This is a genomic window from Corynebacterium sp. KPL2850, from assembly GCF_040225855.1.
Taxonomy (GTDB): Bacteria; Actinomycetota; Actinomycetes; order Mycobacteriales; family Mycobacteriaceae; genus Corynebacterium.
Window position 1 is genome coordinate 65,453 of record NZ_JBEHFV010000004.1, and the last position, 16,288, is coordinate 81,740.

Consider the following 16,288-nt stretch of genomic DNA (forward strand, 5'->3'; position numbering starts at 1 on the left):
AAAGGCTTTAGCCGAAGAGCGCTTGCGCATTGCGGTAGCGGGCATCGGGCACCGTCTTCAGTGTGCCCACGGCCTCTTCTAGTCGCACGAGGTCGATGTCTTCGCCGTGCAGGGCAACACACATTCCCGAATCCCCGTTGTGCGCCGCGCGGGCGGCGTGCACACCGTAGCGGGTTGCTAGGACGCGGTCATACGCAGTGGGCGTGCCGCCGCGCTGGATGTGCCCCAAGACGGTAGTGCGCACGTCATAGCCGGTGCGCTTATTGATTTCATCCCCAATGACCTGGCCAATCCCGTTGAAGGTTTGGTGGCCAAATTGGTCGACGCCGCCGGGTTCGAACTCCATGGTGCCCTCCTTCGGCAGGGCGCCTTCGGCCACGCAAATGATGCCGTACTTCTCGCCCATCTGGAAGCGGCGTTCCATCGCCTTGGTGATTTCCGCGATATCGAAGGGCTCTTCTGGGATCACCGTGTAGTGTGCGCCGCCGGCCATGCCGGCATGCAGAGCAATCCAGCCTACGTGGCGGCCCATGACCTCCACGATGAGGATGCGGTTGTGCGACTCCGCCGTCGTGTGCAGGCGGTCGATCGCATCAGTTGCCACCGATACCGCAGTATCAAAGCCGAAGGTATAGTCCGTGGCATTGACGTCATTATCAATGGTCTTCGGCACGCCCACGACGGGGATGCCATTATCGTTAAGCCACTTAGCGCCCTTGAGCGTGCCTTCGCCACCGATGGCAACGAGGGCATCGACCTCGGCCTCGCGCATATTCGTCTTGATCTGCTCCAAGCCGGCCTTGAATTTATCGGGGTGCAACCGGCCGGTGCCCAAAATGGTGCCGCCACGCAAGAGAATCCGGTCGATGCTGGCATCGTCGTAGAGATCGCGCCGACGGTCTTCTAAAAGGCCAACCCACCCGTCTTCGTAGCCCACGACGGTATCGCCAAATTCGTTGGATGCGGTTCGCACAACCGCACGGATTACAGCATTCAGGCCGGGGCAATCGCCACCGGAAGTCAGTACAGCTAGACGCATGATCCCCAATTTAGCGCAGGATTTTTATCCATGCAGCGTGTCCACGTAGCGCAGCGAGGAGATAAGTCCCACCACCAGCGCGATAACAATCGCGAGAATCGAATTGATGATCGCCGTGGTCGGATTACCCGTTTGCATTACGGCGGAAACTAGGGCCACGCCTACCACGCATCCCACCTGGCGGGAGGTGTTATACGCCCCCGACGCCGCGCCCATGTGGTGAGGTGAAATATCGCGCAGCGTCGTTGCCGCGTTGGAGCCCCAGATAAAGGACTGGCCGATTCCTAGAACGGCGATGGGCAGGGACAACCACCACGGGTTGGCGTCGGCATGCATGACCCACCAGGCCAAACACAGCGAGGCGATCATAAGGCTAAATCCCACCAGCCCCATCAGGCGCGGATTCACCACGTCCGTGAGGATGCCGGCGATGGGTGACATCAGCATGGAGACCAGCGCCATGGGAGCCACGATGATGCCGGCCTCACCGGCGGATAGCCCCTTGACCGATTGCAGCCACAACATCACCGGCAGCATGACCGAAGCCGCCATAAAGCCCATGGTTAATATGCCCACGGAGCCGGCCGCATAGTTGCGGTTGTGGAAGAGCTCCACCGGAAAGAGAGGCGTGGAACCGCGGTCCTGCGCGCTAACCTGCAAGCGCACGAACGCGATGCTTGCGACTATGCCGATGGCAAGCACCACCAGCACCCGCCAGTCCCAATCCAGCTCTGGGCCTTGTTGAATGCCAAAGACGATGGACCCTAGCGCAATGAGCGAGACTATGGCCGAGGGCATATCGATGTCCTGGGCCGTGGTCGGCAGCTTCGGTATCCACAGCAGAGCCAGCGCGATGGCGGCGATAACAAATGGAATATGCACCCAGAAGGCCGCCTGCCAACCAAAAGAAGCCACGAGGAACCCGCCGAGCAGCGGCCCAGCCAAGGATGCCACCGAGCCAATAATCCCCCATACCCCCAGCGCGCGCCCACGCCGCTCGCGGGCGAAGACCCGGTTAATAACGGACATCGTCTGTGGCATCTCCAGCGAGGCTCCCAGGCCCTGCACGATGCGCGCGACGATGAGCACTTCTATCGACGGCGCCAGCGCACACGCTACTGCGCCGATCCCAAACAGCGCCACGCCGATGCAGAACAGGGCGCGCTGACCGAGGACATCGCCAAGCCGCCCCGTAAAAAGCAGCGGCACTACGACGGCGAGCAAAAAGGCGGCCGAAACCCACATGATTTCATTGACCGTGGCGCCCAAATCCGCCTGAATCTCCGGCAAGGCGATGGCTACCATCGATTGGTCCAACAGGGATACAAAGAAACCGAGGGATAGGGCAAACATGGCGAGCCATGCTTGGCGCTCCGATGGCAGGTTAGTCTCCACAGTCATGGCAGGAATTCTAGCGGGGCACACAAATCAGGCCTAGACTGGCCACCATGTCCATGATTGATATCAAGAAACCGCAAGACGTATCCACCGCCACCACCGTTACCCTCGGCCTTATCGGTGGTTGGGTCACCGCCCGCGAGACCGGCATTCGCCCGCTCGGCGGCGTCATCCTCGGCGCAGCTGGCCTGTGGGCCGGCCGTTCCTGGGCAAAGAAGACCAACCCAGCCACGACCGCTGGCTTGTCCGCCCTGTACGTCGGCGCGTTCGGTGCCTCTCACCCATTGGCAAAGAAGATTGGTTCCTGGCCAGCAGTCCTCGCCGTGACGGCCGCCTCCGCAGGCGCTGCCTACGCGCTTTCCGATGCCAAGTAGTCCACCCCGCCACATACACAACAGCACCATGGTCCCCCGCCAAGGAGGATCATGGTGCTGAATGGTTTTGTGAGTATTTACTCCACAACGTTGAAGACAACGGCGTTGTCCTCAGCGCCCAGTGCGGCCTGGCCGTCAGGCAGAGCATAGAAGGAAGGCTCGGACTCGAGGACGTCACGCAGGGAATCAGAAAGTGCCTGGGTGTGGTCATCGCACGCCACCTTGGTGGAGACGAAGTCACCTACGTGAATGGTGCCATCCTTATCCACATCGTAGGAGGTGGTGTAGGTATTGCAGCCATCATCGAGAACCAGGGACTGATCCTTGTCGAACTGCACGGTGAACTGGCCGTCTTCCTTGGCGGAGTGCAGCTCACCGGTGATGGTCTGGCCCTCGATGTTGGGCACCAGCTTGTCAGCGTCTGCCGGCAGGGATTCCACCAAGTCGCTCTTGGCGGTGGTCTCTGCCACCTCGGTGCCGGGCTCAGCCGGTGCCGGGTTTGCTGCGGGTTCCTCAGCGTGTGCTACGCCCATGGTCATGAGCGCAGCTGCGGAGACGGACATCGTCGCGGTTGCAATCTTTTTCAAAGTCATACCCAATAATTTACCCCTGTCGGATGGGTATCCAACAGGGGTGTAAACGAATCGTTATCTAATCCGCAGCTATTTCACAGTGACAACGATTTTAGATAGCGCGGCTAGCTTTGGCGCTTAGCTTCATAGGCTGCACCCACCTTGTACAGGCGGTCATCCTGGAAAGCCGGTGCCATGATCTGCAAACCGGTAGGCAAGTTGGTATCGGCGGCCAGGCCGGAAGGCACGGACATGCCGCACAGGCCAGCCAGGTTTAGCGGCAAGGTGCACAGGTCGAAGTTGTACATCGCCATGGGGTCTTCGGCCTTCTCCCCCAGCTTGAACGCGGTGGTTGGGGTGGTAGGCGAGACTAGTACGTCAGCCTGCTCAAAGGCGCGGGCAAAGTCCTGGGCCACGAGGGTACGCACGCGCTGCGCCTGCAGGTAGTAGGCATCGTAGTAGCCCACGGACAGCGCATACGTGCCCAGCATGATGCGGCGCTTGACCTCGGGGCCGAAGCCCTCTGCGCGCGACTGGGACATGACCTGCTCCGCGGAATGGGATCCGTCATCGCCAGCGCGCAGGCCGTAGCGCATGCCATCGAAGCGGGCTAGGTTGGACGAGACCTCACACGGCATGATCAGGTAGTAGGCGGCCAATGCCTCATCGAAGTGCGGGCAGTCCACCTCGACGATTTCCGCGCCCTGCTCGCGCAGCTGTTCCACGGCGGCGTGGTAGTTCTCCATCACGCCGTCCTGCCAGCCATCGCGCTCGAATTGCTTGATGAGGCCAACCTTGACGCCGCTCAGATCACCCTTCGCGCCCTCGCGGGCGGCCTCCACCACGGGGGCTACAGGCTTGTCCACAGACGTGGCATCGAAGGCATCGTGGCCAGCAATAACCTCGTGCAAGAGCGCGGTATCCAGAACGGTACGGCCACAGGGACCCGCCTGGTCCAGCGAGGACGCGGCTGCAATCAGGCCGTAGCGAGATACCGTGCCGTAGGTGGGCTTTACGCCCACGGTATTGGTCAGCGCCGCCGGCTGGCGGATGGAACCGCCGGTATCGGTACCAATACCCAACGGAGCTTGTCCCGAAGCGAGCGCCGCTGCGGTACCGCCGCCGGAACCGCCCGGGGTGCGCTCGGTGTCATACGGGTTGTGAACCGGGCCAAAGGCAGAGTTCTCATTGGACGAACCCATCGCAAACTCATCCAGGTTCGTCTTGCCCAAGATCGGGATGCCGGCCTCGCGCAGGCGCTTGGTCACCGTCGCGTCATACGGAGACATGTAGCCTTCGAGCATCTTGGATGCGGCGGTGGTGGGGGCATCGGTAGTAACCAGCAGGTCTTTTAGGGCCAGCGGCACACCGGCCAATGCCGATGCGGGCTTTTCGCCGGCGTCGAGGGCCTTATCCACGACATCGGCAGCCGCCAATGCTTCCTCCTGCCCCACGTGCAGGAAGGAGTTGAGTTCCGGGTTAGTTTCTGCGATGCGATCCAAAAAGGCCTGCGTAACCTCGCGGGAGGTCACCTCGCGCGCGTGAATCTTGTCCGCCAGCTCGGCGGCGGTCAAAGAGGTCAGCCCCTCCGCAGGTACGACAACGTTGGTCATTTACTCTCCTCCCAAAATCTGCGGCACGACGAATCGCTCATCTTCCACGGCCGGCGCTTGGTCCAAGGCCTGCTCGGCGGTAAGGGTGCGCACGATGACGTCTTCGCGCATCGGTGCATCCACGGAGTGCGGGTGGCTCATCGGTTCCACGCCTTCAGTGTCCACGTTCCTTACTGCGGAAACGGAATCAACAATTTCATCAATCTGGCTTGCGAATTGGGCTAGCTCTTCATCGCTTAATGCCAGGCGGGAAAGCTTGGCAAGGTGGGCTACCTCATCACGCGAAATCTCAGACACGCGAACTCCATCCTTTTTCCATAATCGACGCGCAGGTGAAAATCATTTTCCCGCGCGTACTATGTAAATTGCTGAGGCTCCATGATACTGCACCAACCCGCGCGGTTGCCGAGTCACCCCGAATTATTGCCCCTTGAACGGCGCACTGTGACCCAGGTATCGTTATTGGGACTATAAGCTTATAAGCTACTGAAAGCGTGCGACTTAATGTCTTACCTAATCCGTGTCCTGCTTCCCGATACCCCTGGTAGTTTGGGCCAGCTTTCGGAGGCCTTCGGGCTGGTTGACGGCAATATCCAATCCGTTGACATCGTAGAATCCTTCCCGGATGGCACCGTCATGGATGACATCGTCATTGAGCTTCCCACAGACGCGATGGCCGATGCCCTCATTACCGCCGCCGCCTCTGTTCATGGCGTGGAAGTAGATTCCATTCGGCCCTTCAGCGGCCGCGTGGACCGGCGCGGGCAGATCGAATTATTAGCGCGCGTTGCCGCCAATGCCTCCAATGTCACGGCAGCGATGGAGGAAGTCGTCGCGGCTATTCCGAAGGCTGCGACCTCCACGTGGGCCATCGTCATTGACAATAATGAGCCCATTCACCGCGTCGCCTCCTCGAACGCGGCCCCTGCCGATGACGATACGATTCCGGTCGATCTCAACATCGACAGCGCGCGCACCTTGCATCCCGATAAGGACGAATGGGTGCCAGAAAGCTGGGCGCTGCTCGATTCCGCCCTAGCCGCCGCTCCCCTGGGAGATACCGGGATGGTCATCGCCATGGGCCGCACCGGCGGGCCGGAATACCTGGCCTCTGAGGTCGAGCACCTCGGCCACATCGGCACGATTTTGGGTGCTTTCCTCAAATAAGCCCGGCGCGGCGCGCCTATACCTCCCCGGTGTCCAAGAGCGTGTGGAATTGCTCCTCGTTCAAGATAGGCACGCCAAGGTCGCGGGCTTTATCCTTCTTGGAGCCGGCATTGGCCCCGGCGACGAGGTAGGAGGTTTTCTTCGATACGGAGCCGGTTGCCTTTCCGCCGCGGCTTATGATGGCTTCCTTGGCGGAATCGCGCGTGAAGTCTTCGAGGCTGCCGGTGACAACGATGGTCAGGCCCTCTAGGGTCTGTTCTTTCCTGTCCTCTGCGGCTACCTCCATGGCTAGGCCAGCCTCCGCCCATTTCTCAACGATGGTGCGGTGCCAGTCCACCTCGAACCAGGCGTGGAAGGATTCCGCGATGACCGCGCCCACGCCGTCTACCTCTGCAAGATCCTCGGTTTTGGCCGCGCGCAGCTTTTCCATGGAGCCATAGCGCGCTGCCAAGGCGCGGGCGGCAATGGGGCCGACGTGGCGAATAGATAGCGAGACCAGCACGCGCCAGAAATCGCGGTCTTTGACCTCTTCTAAGTTCTGCAGCAGGTTCTTGCCCGCGGTATTGACCTTGGCGTTGCCCTCTTTTTTGCTACGTTTATCCTTCGTATCGCGCTTGGCCGTATAGACATCGGAAGCAAGCAGCTTTTCTTCCGTTAGTTCAAAGAGCTCGGATTCATCGGTGAGGATGCCGTTTTCGATGAGATCCATAGCTCCCTTCTCCCCCAGCGCCTCGATGTCGAGGCCCTTGCGGGAGGCGAGGTATTCCAGGCGCGCGGAAAGTTGGGCTGGGCAGGATTGGGTATTGGGGCATCGCCAGTCAGCATCGCCGTCCTTTTGCGGGGCGAGCGTCGTGCCGCAGGCTGGGCACTGCGTGGGAAAGGACCATTCGTATTCGCTGCCATCGCGCTGTTCGCGCACGGGGCCTAGTACCTCAGGAATGATTTCCCCGGCCTTGCGGATAATAATGGTATCTCCGATGAGCACGCCCTTGCGCTTGACCTCAGACTGGTTGTGCAGGGTGGCCATGGATACCGTGGAGCCGGAGACAAAGACCGGTTGCATGATGGCAAAGGGGGTAACGCGCCCCGTACGCCCCACGCCGACCTCGATGTTTTTCAGCTTCGTCGTGACCTCTTCCGGCGGGTACTTATAGGCAATGGCCCAGCGCGGTGCGCGGGAGGTCGCCCCGAGCTGGCGCTGTGAGCCCAAGTCGTCCACCTTGACCACGAGCCCATCCATTTCAAAAATCGCATCGTGGCGGTGTTCGGCCCAATAAGATACTTCCTCTTGTACTTCTGCGGCGGAGTGGACCTGCTTTGTATAGGGCGAGACGGGCAAGCCCCATGCAGCGATGGCCTTATAGGCATCGTGCTGGGAGGAGGGGGAAAATCCCTCGCGCGCGCCTAGGCCGTGACACACCATGCGCAGGCGGCGTTTTTTCACCTCGGCGGGATCCTTCATGCGTAGTCCGCCGGCCGCAGCGTTGCGGGGATTGGCAAACCGCGCCTTGCCGTCCGCCGCGCGCTCCTCATTGATCTCTTCGAAATCTTCGGGGCGCATATAGACCTCGCCGCGGATTTCAATAAGTTCCGGGACTGGGTACTCATCAGTGCCCGTAAGTTCGTGCGGGATATCAGAAATGACCCGCGCATTGGCGGTAATCTCCTCGCCCACGGTGCCATCACCACGGGTAGCGGCCGTGTCCAAACGCCCGTTGCGGTAGACCAAGTCGATGGAGAGGCCATCGATCTTCAGCTCCGTTAGGTAGGTCTTGGCGGGCGTCCTATCCAGCCAGTCCTGCATCTCACCGGCGCTAAAGACGTTATCGAGGCTCATCATGCGCTCGAGGTGTTCAATGTCCTCACCGGCGTTCGGCGCAGCACCTACCTGCTGGGTGGGCGAATCCGGAACCGCCAGCTCCGGGTGCTGCTTTTCTAGGTCCACCAGGCGCTGGAAAAGCGCATCAAAGTCGGCATCGGGAATCGCGGGTTCACCGTTGTAATACAGGTTGCGGTGGCGGCGCACTTCCTGCGCCAAGTCGTTCCATTCACGTTGCACATCAGCTGGATTAGTCACAGTATCCAAGTCTAGCGATCCCCCATGTCCGGGCTAGCTACTAAGGTATGGACCATGAACTTCGACGCCTCCCGCATGCTCGCCTTCGACCTTGAGACCACCTCCGCCAACCCCAAAGACGCTCGCATCGTTACCTCAGCCCTAGTCCGAATTGACGGCCGCGATGTCCAGAAGGTGGAGCACCTTGCGGATCCTGGCATCGAGATCCCCCAAGCCGCAACCGACGTGCATGGGATCACAACGGAAAAGGCCCAGGCAGAAGGCCGCCCGCACGAGGCGGTCCTCAAGGACACGGTTAATGCCATCAAGGCAGCGTGGGAGGACGGCCTGACGCTCATCGTCTATAACGCGGCCTTCGACCTCACCGTGCTGCGGAGTCTCACCGGCGATTTCACGGTCACAGGCCCGGTCTTCGATCCGTACGTCATTGATCGCGTGAGCGATAAGTGGCGCAAGGGAAAGCGCACCCTCGGCGCGGTGTGCGAGCACTACGGCGTGGAATTGGGCAATGCGCACGAGGCCACTGCCGATGCCCTCGCTGCCGCCCGCGTGGCCTGGAAGCAGGTGCGCCAGCACTACCCCAACTTGGCCCAGATGGACGCCAACGAGCTCATGGAGTTCCAAGCAGTCAAGTGGTACGAGGACCGAATCGCGTTTAAGAAGTATCTGGAGGGCAAGGGTCGCGATGCCTCCGATGTCTCCACCGCATGGCCCATGATTTCCTAATCCCCTTGCCTTTGCCATATTTCTAGCATTCTGGAATTCTAGAAATATGAACATCGTTGAATCACGCCTTCATGATCTCGAGGAACGCGTCGCCAAACTCGAAGGCCAATCGAGCGCCCCACCGCAGCCTCCCTCGGAGGAGTCGACCTACTGGCTTGTCGATGCCCTAACTCCCTCCACTCAGCTTCCCGATGGATCGGTAATCTTCGGCGGCAACATTGCTCTCGGCAAGCGTACCTACGCCTATCAGTGGCAGCGTCCCACCACGGCAATAACTGACCAGGACTGGTCAGAAAATATCGAACGCCTCGCCGCACTTGACCATCCCGTACGTGGCGAAATTCTTCGACGCCTCCTCGCGGCACCTGCTACCGCCGCGGAGCTAGTGGACGAGGATATTGTCTCTTCCACCGGCACGGCCTATCACCACCTCAGCGCTCTAACCAGCGCAGGTTGGACCACGAAGACAAGTGGCGAGTACTCTATTCGCCCCGCCCGCGTTATCCCTTTGCTCGCCATTATCACCGCTAGCGAGGACCACTAATGCGCAGACTCGCCCTCAGTATCGTCACCGCCATCGCTATCGCTTCCGTGCTCCTACTGGCTGGTCTTCGGCGCCTCACGCTCGCCCCAACAGATACAGGAGATGCAGCCCTTGCCTCCTCACTGCGAGAACACGCGAAGCCGGGTTTTCATCACCTCACCGCTTTTACACTCCGCGACGGTATCGCCACCTTTGCGGGTGTAGGCAGCAACGAGCACACAGAAGTCGAGATTGGTTCTGTCACTAAAATGTTCACCGGCGAACTCACCCACCAGCTTGTAGAAGAAGGCACACTGCGACTCGATAGCACCGTTGGCAAGTTTCTAGACGTAGACAACGCGCCCGTAGCGGATATAACGATTAAGGAACTACTCGATCACACCTCTGGCCTACCTCCCACAGCAGACGGGAATTTCTTCGGTTTCCTGTGGTCCGCAGTGGCCGGTACGAACCCATATGAGGGCGAAAGCACTCAAGATATCGTCGATGCTGCCGCCGCAGCAGAGCTCAGCAACCGCGGGGAGGAATCCTATTCCAACCTCGGATACGCCCTGCTCGGGCACGTAATAGAAACCGCGGCAGACACGCCTTATGAGAGGTTACTGAAACAGCGAATATTCGAGCCAGCCGGATTAACGGAGACCTACCTTATGACCCCCGGCGCCGTGCCTGCCGATGCCCCGCGCGGCCGCACCGCCACTGGGCGGCAGGCCCAGCCTTGGGAAATGGACGGTTCGGCGCCTGCAGGGGCGATCCGCTCAACTGCAAGCGATATGGCTAAGTTCGCAGAGTGGTTTATGGCACACGGCGATCCCGCATACGGATGGCAGAAGAACGATAACGGCACCGGCTTCTGGCATAACGGCGGAACCTACGGCTATTCCACCATGCTCATCATCGACCCAAAGACAAAGCGAGCCGCATTTGCAAACAACGATTCGCTCACCGGTACCGAAGAACTTGGCCACACACTCTTCGCTGAGCTTTAAGGAAACACCATGCCTACGACCATTATCCTCGCCGTTTTCATCGCCTCCGAACTCTGGGCCGCATGGAAAGCTTTAAAGAAACCCGGCTCGACGGCATCCCGCGTCTTTTCGGCGGCACTGACCGCCGTCGTCATCATCTTCTTAGGCCACGCCTTGCCCTGGTACACCTCCGTGCATTTTTACTGGTGGTATGCACTGGTTGGCTCCTTCGCCCTCCATGCGGGAGCCATGACGTGGGGTGCCACCAGCCCTGCTGCGGGCCGCACCTAACCTTGCTGGCAACAAGCAAGGCGCCCACACAAGAGTGAAAAGTCTCCCAAATCTCCGGTTGCTAAAAAGTCTCCCAAATCTCCGGTTGGACTACGATGGAGACTATGTCCTTTCACGAGAACCCCTTCCGCCCCACATTTGGCGTCCCACCGCTGTTTTGGGTCGGCCGCACCGCGGTCCTCGATACCTTTCGCGCAGCGCTCGATGCCCAACCTGGACACCCCGGTCGCTCACTCGTCATTAGCGGCGCCCGTGGTATTGGCAAGACGGTCCTCCTCAACGAGTTGGAAGACATCGCCGCCACCCGCGGATGGATTACGCTGCGCGCCTCCGGCCGCAGCGCCATGGTGGAAGAGCTCGTCGAGACCACCATCCCCCGCATCATGGACACGCTTGCGCCGGCAGATAAGCACAAAGTCAACCGCATCGGAATCGGCGGCCTTGGCTCCATAGGAATCGAACACAACACGAATGAAGCCTATAAGCCCACCTTAAATACCCGGCTACGCGAATTACTCGCCCAACTCAAGGGTGCAGGTGTGCTCCTTACCATCGATGAAGTCCAAGATGCCGATGCCCAAGAATTGGCCTCCTTGGCCGTTACTTACCAAGACTTAGTGCGCGATGAACTCGATGTCGCCATCGTCGTAGCCGGCCTGCCACAGGGCATTAACCGGCTGCTAGAGCTGCCCGGAGTAACCTTTCTGCGCCGCGCGCAAAAGTTTGTGCTGGGCCCGCTGTCACCCGCCAACGCTACCGTTGCATTTAAGGAAACCGCCGCACACTCGGGCCTCGACTTCAGTGCAGATGCAGTCTCCGCCGCCGTGGAGCTATCTCGAGGATATCCCTACCTGGTTCAGCTCGTCGGATCACTAGCGTGGGCCCACGCACAGCGCTCTGGCGCGACCCGCATAGAAGAAAACACTGTCCAAGCCATCTCGGCCGAGGCGATATCCGTCCTAGGCACACAAGTGCACCAGCCCGCCACCCTCACGCTCCCACCCGCACAGCGCCGCTTCCTTGAAGCCATGAGTGCTGTCATGGACAACGACACTGCAGAAATTCAAGCTATCGCCGCACACCACGACCGCACGGTGCGGTCCCTATCGGCCACGCGCCAGCGGCTTATCGATGCCGATCTCATCGAACCCACCGGCCACGGCCAGCTTAGATTCGTCATTCCCTACATGGAGGCCTATTTCACGGCCACCGATAGCTTGGGTCGAGTGGATTAAAGGTCACCGGCGTCCCGGACAAGGATGGACGAGGTCTCCGTCACCGAACACAGGGTTCGGGCAGAGGCCTGCACGGGATATACATCAAAGCGATCGACCAAAAGTTCGCGTGGCATGCCGATGCGGTCGAGATGCTTGGCCAGCGCGATGGCCTCGGCACGGGCATCCGATCCGGAAATCCCCACACCAATGCGATGGCCATCGCTCAGGTGCTCTCCCAAGCCATCGAAATGCTCAGGGGTATCGAGGCGATAACGAGGGCTATGGAAATCGACGAGCAAGGTCGTTGCGGCACCAGCAATGGACCACAACGGCGGGGCATGCAGGTAGTCCGCGTCAAAGCCGAGCAGAGTTTCTAGCGCTACCTCGTCAGCCACGGCGGGGATAGAATCAAAATCCGTGGTACCTGGGATGCGTCCAGCCACGATATCCGCAAGCAAAGGTTCATCAAGCTGCACCACAACTTCGCCGTGGAAGCGGCGTGCCACATCATCTGCATGCGCCCGCAGCCCATGAAGAAGGGCTTCAGAAAGCTCGGCGAAGGCACCGCGGTCACTAAGAACTCGGTGGCCATCGGCAAGCTCAATGCTGGCTGCCAGCGACCACGGCCCTAGCGCCTGGACTTTAACGCAGGGCACGCTTTCTCCCCACACCTGCTGTACCTCGTCGAGGTCACGCTCGAGGCGATCCCACGTGCGACGAGTCAATAGCTGCGGCCGCGCCGTCATGCGCCACGAACGAGGCCCGCGGTCGATGGTGATGGCCTCGAGCATACTGGCGGTGCGCCCTACCGAATCGGAGCCCAAGCCGCGTTCCGGCAGCTGCGGGATGGCGGGAAGCTCGGTCTCGCCCATGATGATGTCCGCTGCCTCCGACATGGACGTGCCGGGCATGGGCCCGAGTGCGAATCCGGTCATTTACACGGTCTCGCAAATGGTGCCGGAACCAATGACGATATCGCCGAGGTCATCTGGGGACGGCAGGTACAGCACCGCCGCCTGTCCACGGGCAACGCCAGACAGTGGCTCCTTGAGCTCTAGGCGCATCGAATCCGCGGCGCGGTCCACGTGGGCGATGCACGGCACGACGGAACCGTGCGCGCGGACCTGCACCTCGCACTCGAAGTCGCCATCCATGCCAGGGTGCAGGTACTTCAGGCGATCGGCCCGAATGGCGGTAACCGCCAGGTCCTCGCGCGCGCCGACGGTCACCGTGCCCGTTGCAGCATCGATATCGGTGACGTAGCGCGGGCGGCCATCGGCAGCCGGGGCCTTGATGTCCAGGCCCTTGCGCTGGCCGATGGTGTAGTTCCACGCGCCATCATGTTCCTTAAGCTCCGTGCCCTCTTGGTCCACAATCATGCCGGGGCGAAGGCCGATGCGCGATCCAAGGAACTGCTGGGGATTGCCGTCCGGGATGAAGCAGATGTCATAAGAATCCGGCTTTTTCGCGGTGGAAAAACCGTGCGCTGCGGCCTCTTCGCGGATCTGCGGCTTGGGGGTATCACCGATGGGGAAAAAGCAGTGCTCCAACTCCTCGGCGGAAATGACGCCGAGCACATAAGACTGGTCCTTATTCTCATCCTTGGAGCGGCGCATATAGCCGTCATCATCAAGGGTGGCGTAGTGGCCGGTCGCAATGGCATCGAAGCCTAGAGCCATGCCCTTTTGCAGCAGCGCGCGGAACTTAATCTTCTCATTGCAGCGCAAGCAGGGATTCGGGGTTTCACCGCGGGCATAGGAATCCACGAAGTCCGTGATGACCTCTTCCTTGAATTCCTCCGAAAAGTCCCAGACATAAAACGGAATGCCCAGCTTATCGCAAATGCGGCGGGCATCGGCGGAATCCTCCAACGAACAGCAGCCGCGGGCCTTTTCGCGCGTTTGCTGCGCGTCCTTATGCAGCGCCAGGTGCACGCCGACGACATCGTGGCCAGCCTCCACCGCGCGGGCGGCGGCGACAGATGAGTCCACGCCGCCAGACATTGCTACCAATACTCGCATTGCATTCCCCTTTAAATACCTCGACTACAGGCCCGAAAGTGTACTCCCTTGCCCCAACGCAGCTTAAATCGATTCCATTCCCTAAGCTTGAATCCCATGGGTAGAAAGCGAGCTGCGAACAGGTCAGACATCACCGGGACCTACGAGATATCCACCGGCACCGCCGAGGTTGTGCCAGATGAATTCCGTGACGGAGCCTATATCCTTAACGTCAATGGCGTTCCTAGCAGCCATATCGTGCTGGGCGAGCCTCAGGAACTCGATTTCGAGTACATGCGCTGGATCGCAGCGGCGGTGGAGCAGCTTAATACGGTCTCCCCTAATAAGCTGCGCGTTACCCACCTCGGCGGGGCCGGCTGCTCACTGCCGCGCTACTTCGCCGACCTTTGGCCGGACAGCCGCCATACGGTGGTTGAGCTCGATGCCAAGCTGGGCGAATTAGTCCGCGAGCTTTTCGATGTCCCCCGTTCCCCCACCGTCAAAATCCGCCCCGGCGATGCCCGAAAGGAAACCGAAGGTTTTCTGCCCGCTAGCCGCGATATCATTATCCGCGATGTCTTCGCTGGGGACACCACACCGAAAAATCTAACGACGGTGGAGTTTTTCCAAGCGGCCAAATCATCCCTTTCTGCCGGCGGCCTCTACGTGGCGAACTGCGGCGATCACTCGGACCTTCAGTTGGCGAAGGAAGAATTGGCCGGGCTTTCTGAAGTCTTCGATCACCTCGCCGTAATCGCTGACCCGCCAATGCTCAAGGGGCGCCGGTATGGAAACATCATCTTGCTGGCCTCAGATACGCAACTGCCAGCTGAGGGCTCGGTACAAGCCGCTCAACTGGCAAAGGCACTCTTAGGCGGAGCCGTTCCCGCACACTTTAAGGATGAAAGCTGGACCCGGAAATTCTTTGCGGGAGCTACTTCAGCACACGATTGAGCAAGTCAGCTACTTGATCGGCATCGAAGTCCGGCACATCGGCACCGGCCTTCTTCGCCGCATCCTTAGCTTCTTCGACCTGAGATCCGGAGACCTCGCCCTTGTCGACGCCATTGACATGGCCCGCGTTGTCTAGCAGTAGCGCCAAGTCGCCGACGCTGAAGTCACCGACCGCCATCTTGCCCAATTGCTTGAGAGGTAGAGCGTCCTCGTCTTCCAAGGTCTTCACAAAGGCCGCCAAGCCCTCAGCAGCTCGGGAATCAAGGCCGGCGTCTTTGGCGGCATCGGCAAACTGGGGCGTTGCAATGAGGCCAGCCACAAGAGCGAATATTGCACCAATCAACGGCGTGCTATCGGAGCTCAAATCCAGGCTGTCATCAAGTACAAGGCTATCGAGCGCCCCGCCGATATCGACGTAATTGCCGCCGCTAAAGGACTCTAGCTGCTGCTTTGAACCATTAAATAGGTTTAAATCCACATCGGTAGGAATACCAGCGACCTTGCCTGATCCAGAGCGCTGCCAGAAGGACAGGTCCTTCCACCCACCCACTGGATCCGGCGCCTCATCCTGGTATGCCGCCAACCACAGTGGCATATTGGAGAACTTCTGGGAGTTATTCATCTCGCCCATCCAGAAGTACTTGTAGGTATAAATCATTGGAGTGCGGTCGGTCAGGCGCTTGAGCTCGGAGGTAAATTCCTCGATCCAGCTCTCCAGCTGGGAGGCAGACTTGCCCTCGGAGACCTCGATATCAAGCACCGGCGGCAACGTCTGATTCGGCGCCAACGCGATCTGCGCTGCGAAGTTAGCAGCCTGCGTCTTGGCATCGCCAGCCGGGCGCGCATAGTGGTATGCGCCAGTCTTTAGGCCGTGCGCATTGGCCGCCTGAATATCTTTAACGTAGTGCGGGTTAATCCAGTCCCCACCTTCGGTTGCCTTAACAAAGGCGAAGGACTGGCCGTCAGATTTCACCTTATTCCAGTCAATAGGCATGCCACCGGGGTGCTGGTGGGCAGCAATATCGACACCTTTTGGTGCGCTCGTTCCCAATGCTGCCTGCGCGGCAGCGGTCCCGCTCACCGTGACTGCAACTGCAGCGATAACCGCGATGATGCTCTTGCGGAGTGCCCTCATAGTTGTCATGCGCGAGAGTCTAACAACTATTCACACTAACCACATTTACAACACGCGCACCATGCGAGTGATTTTTTCACTTCTTTGTCTAGTTCCGTTGAAAATGTACTATTTAGAACATATTTTCGCTTTTCGGCTTGCACGGGTCTAGCGGGTAACTTATGGTGAACGTATGAAAATTAGAAACTTAGTGCGAAATTCGGGGGATAATCG

Annotated in this window: 17 protein-coding genes; 8 read left to right on the plus strand and 9 right to left on the minus strand. The window is 59.7% G+C overall.

Going from position 1 to position 16,288, the window contains the following annotated elements; all coding sequences use genetic code 11:
- Positions 1–7 precede the first annotated feature (7 nt).
- Complete coding sequence (locus ABRP93_RS02380) at positions 8–1,039, minus strand: ATP-dependent 6-phosphofructokinase (protein ID WP_239267711.1); 1,032 nt, start codon at positions 1,037–1,039, stop codon at positions 8–10.
- Positions 1,040–1,063: 24 nt separating this feature from the next.
- On the minus strand, positions 1,064–2,440 hold the full coding sequence (locus ABRP93_RS02385; RefSeq protein ID WP_349886750.1) for a DHA2 family efflux MFS transporter permease subunit: 1,377 nt from the start codon (positions 2,438–2,440) through the stop codon (positions 1,064–1,066).
- A 47-nt stretch (positions 2,441–2,487) separates the two neighbouring features.
- Here ABRP93_RS02385 and ABRP93_RS02390 point away from each other — a divergent pair, with 47 nt between their 5' ends.
- Entirely contained in the window at positions 2,488–2,811 is a 324-nt protein-coding gene (locus tag ABRP93_RS02390) for a membrane protein (protein ID WP_005282483.1), read from the plus strand.
- A 77-nt stretch (positions 2,812–2,888) separates the two neighbouring features.
- On the opposite strand, the gene ABRP93_RS02395 is transcribed toward ABRP93_RS02390, so the two are convergent.
- The 3 genes from ABRP93_RS02395 to gatC form a co-directional block, all read right to left on the minus strand.
- Positions 2,889–3,404 carry an META domain-containing protein gene (locus ABRP93_RS02395; RefSeq protein ID WP_349886752.1) on the minus strand — a complete coding sequence of 172 codons (516 nt, stop codon included), beginning with the start codon at positions 3,402–3,404 and terminating at the stop codon, positions 2,889–2,891.
- A gap of 104 nt (positions 3,405–3,508) precedes the next feature.
- Positions 3,509–4,996: an Asp-tRNA(Asn)/Glu-tRNA(Gln) amidotransferase subunit GatA gene (gene gatA / locus ABRP93_RS02400; protein WP_349886753.1), complete on the minus strand. Its 1,488-nt coding sequence runs from the start codon at positions 4,994–4,996 to the stop codon at positions 3,509–3,511.
- Positions 4,997–5,293: an Asp-tRNA(Asn)/Glu-tRNA(Gln) amidotransferase subunit GatC gene (gene gatC / locus ABRP93_RS02405; protein WP_005280231.1), complete on the minus strand. Its 297-nt coding sequence runs from the start codon at positions 5,291–5,293 to the stop codon at positions 4,997–4,999.
- Between the two features lie 207 nt (positions 5,294–5,500).
- Between gatC and ABRP93_RS02410 the strand changes: the two genes are divergently transcribed.
- Positions 5,501–6,163: an ACT domain-containing protein gene (locus tag ABRP93_RS02410; RefSeq protein ID WP_349867191.1), complete on the plus strand. Its 663-nt coding sequence runs from the start codon at positions 5,501–5,503 to the stop codon at positions 6,161–6,163.
- A 16-nt stretch (positions 6,164–6,179) separates the two neighbouring features.
- Here ABRP93_RS02410 and ligA read toward each other — a convergent pair whose 3' ends face one another.
- Positions 6,180–8,249 (minus strand): NAD-dependent DNA ligase LigA, encoded by a 2,070-nt coding sequence (gene ligA / locus ABRP93_RS02415; protein ID WP_502879644.1) that lies wholly within the window; start codon positions 8,247–8,249, stop codon positions 6,180–6,182.
- A 45-nt stretch (positions 8,250–8,294) separates the two neighbouring features.
- On the opposite strand from ligA, the gene ABRP93_RS02420 reads away from it, so the two are divergent.
- From ABRP93_RS02420 to ABRP93_RS02440, 5 genes are all read left to right on the plus strand, one after another.
- On the plus strand, positions 8,295–8,966 hold the full coding sequence (locus ABRP93_RS02420; protein WP_349886756.1) for a 3'-5' exonuclease: 672 nt from the start codon (positions 8,295–8,297) through the stop codon (positions 8,964–8,966).
- Positions 8,967–9,012: 46 nt separating this feature from the next.
- The gene (locus ABRP93_RS02425) at positions 9,013–9,510 is read left to right on the plus strand and encodes an ArsR/SmtB family transcription factor (protein WP_023031063.1); all 498 of its coding nucleotides are present in this window, start codon (positions 9,013–9,015) and stop codon (positions 9,508–9,510) included.
- Entirely contained in the window at positions 9,510–10,499 is a 990-nt protein-coding gene (locus tag ABRP93_RS02430) for a serine hydrolase domain-containing protein (protein ID WP_023031062.1), read from the plus strand. Before ABRP93_RS02425 ends, ABRP93_RS02430 begins: the two co-directional genes overlap by 1 nt.
- A 9-nt stretch (positions 10,500–10,508) precedes the next feature.
- On the plus strand, positions 10,509–10,769 hold the full coding sequence (locus ABRP93_RS02435; protein ID WP_023031061.1) for a hypothetical protein: 261 nt from the start codon (positions 10,509–10,511) through the stop codon (positions 10,767–10,769).
- 104 nt (positions 10,770–10,873) lie between these two features.
- The gene (locus ABRP93_RS02440) at positions 10,874–12,004 is read left to right on the plus strand and encodes a DUF8462 domain-containing protein (RefSeq protein ID WP_349886759.1); all 1,131 of its coding nucleotides are present in this window, start codon (positions 10,874–10,876) and stop codon (positions 12,002–12,004) included.
- Here ABRP93_RS02440 and ABRP93_RS02445 read toward each other — a convergent pair.
- Positions 12,001–12,921 (minus strand): uroporphyrinogen decarboxylase/cobalamine-independent methonine synthase family protein, encoded by a 921-nt coding sequence (locus ABRP93_RS02445; protein WP_349886761.1) that lies wholly within the window; start codon positions 12,919–12,921, stop codon positions 12,001–12,003. The two genes, ABRP93_RS02440 and ABRP93_RS02445, sit on opposite strands and share 4 nt — an antisense overlap.
- Positions 12,922–14,007 carry a tRNA 2-thiouridine(34) synthase MnmA gene (gene mnmA, locus ABRP93_RS02450; RefSeq protein ID WP_349886762.1) on the minus strand — a complete coding sequence of 362 codons (1,086 nt, stop codon included), beginning with the start codon at positions 14,005–14,007 and terminating at the stop codon, positions 12,922–12,924. It abuts the gene before it with no gap.
- Between the two features lie 96 nt (positions 14,008–14,103).
- On the opposite strand from mnmA, the gene ABRP93_RS02455 reads away from it, so the two are divergent.
- Positions 14,104–14,940 carry a spermidine synthase gene (locus tag ABRP93_RS02455; RefSeq protein WP_023026374.1) on the plus strand — a complete coding sequence of 279 codons (837 nt, stop codon included), beginning with the start codon at positions 14,104–14,106 and terminating at the stop codon, positions 14,938–14,940.
- Here ABRP93_RS02455 and ABRP93_RS02460 read toward each other — a convergent pair.
- Positions 14,921–16,084, minus strand: a complete 1,164-nt coding sequence (locus ABRP93_RS02460) for a glycoside hydrolase family 25 protein (protein ID WP_349886764.1) — start codon at positions 16,082–16,084, stop codon at positions 14,921–14,923. The genes ABRP93_RS02455 and ABRP93_RS02460 overlap by 20 nt on opposite strands.
- Between the last annotated feature and the right edge of the window lie 204 nt (positions 16,085–16,288).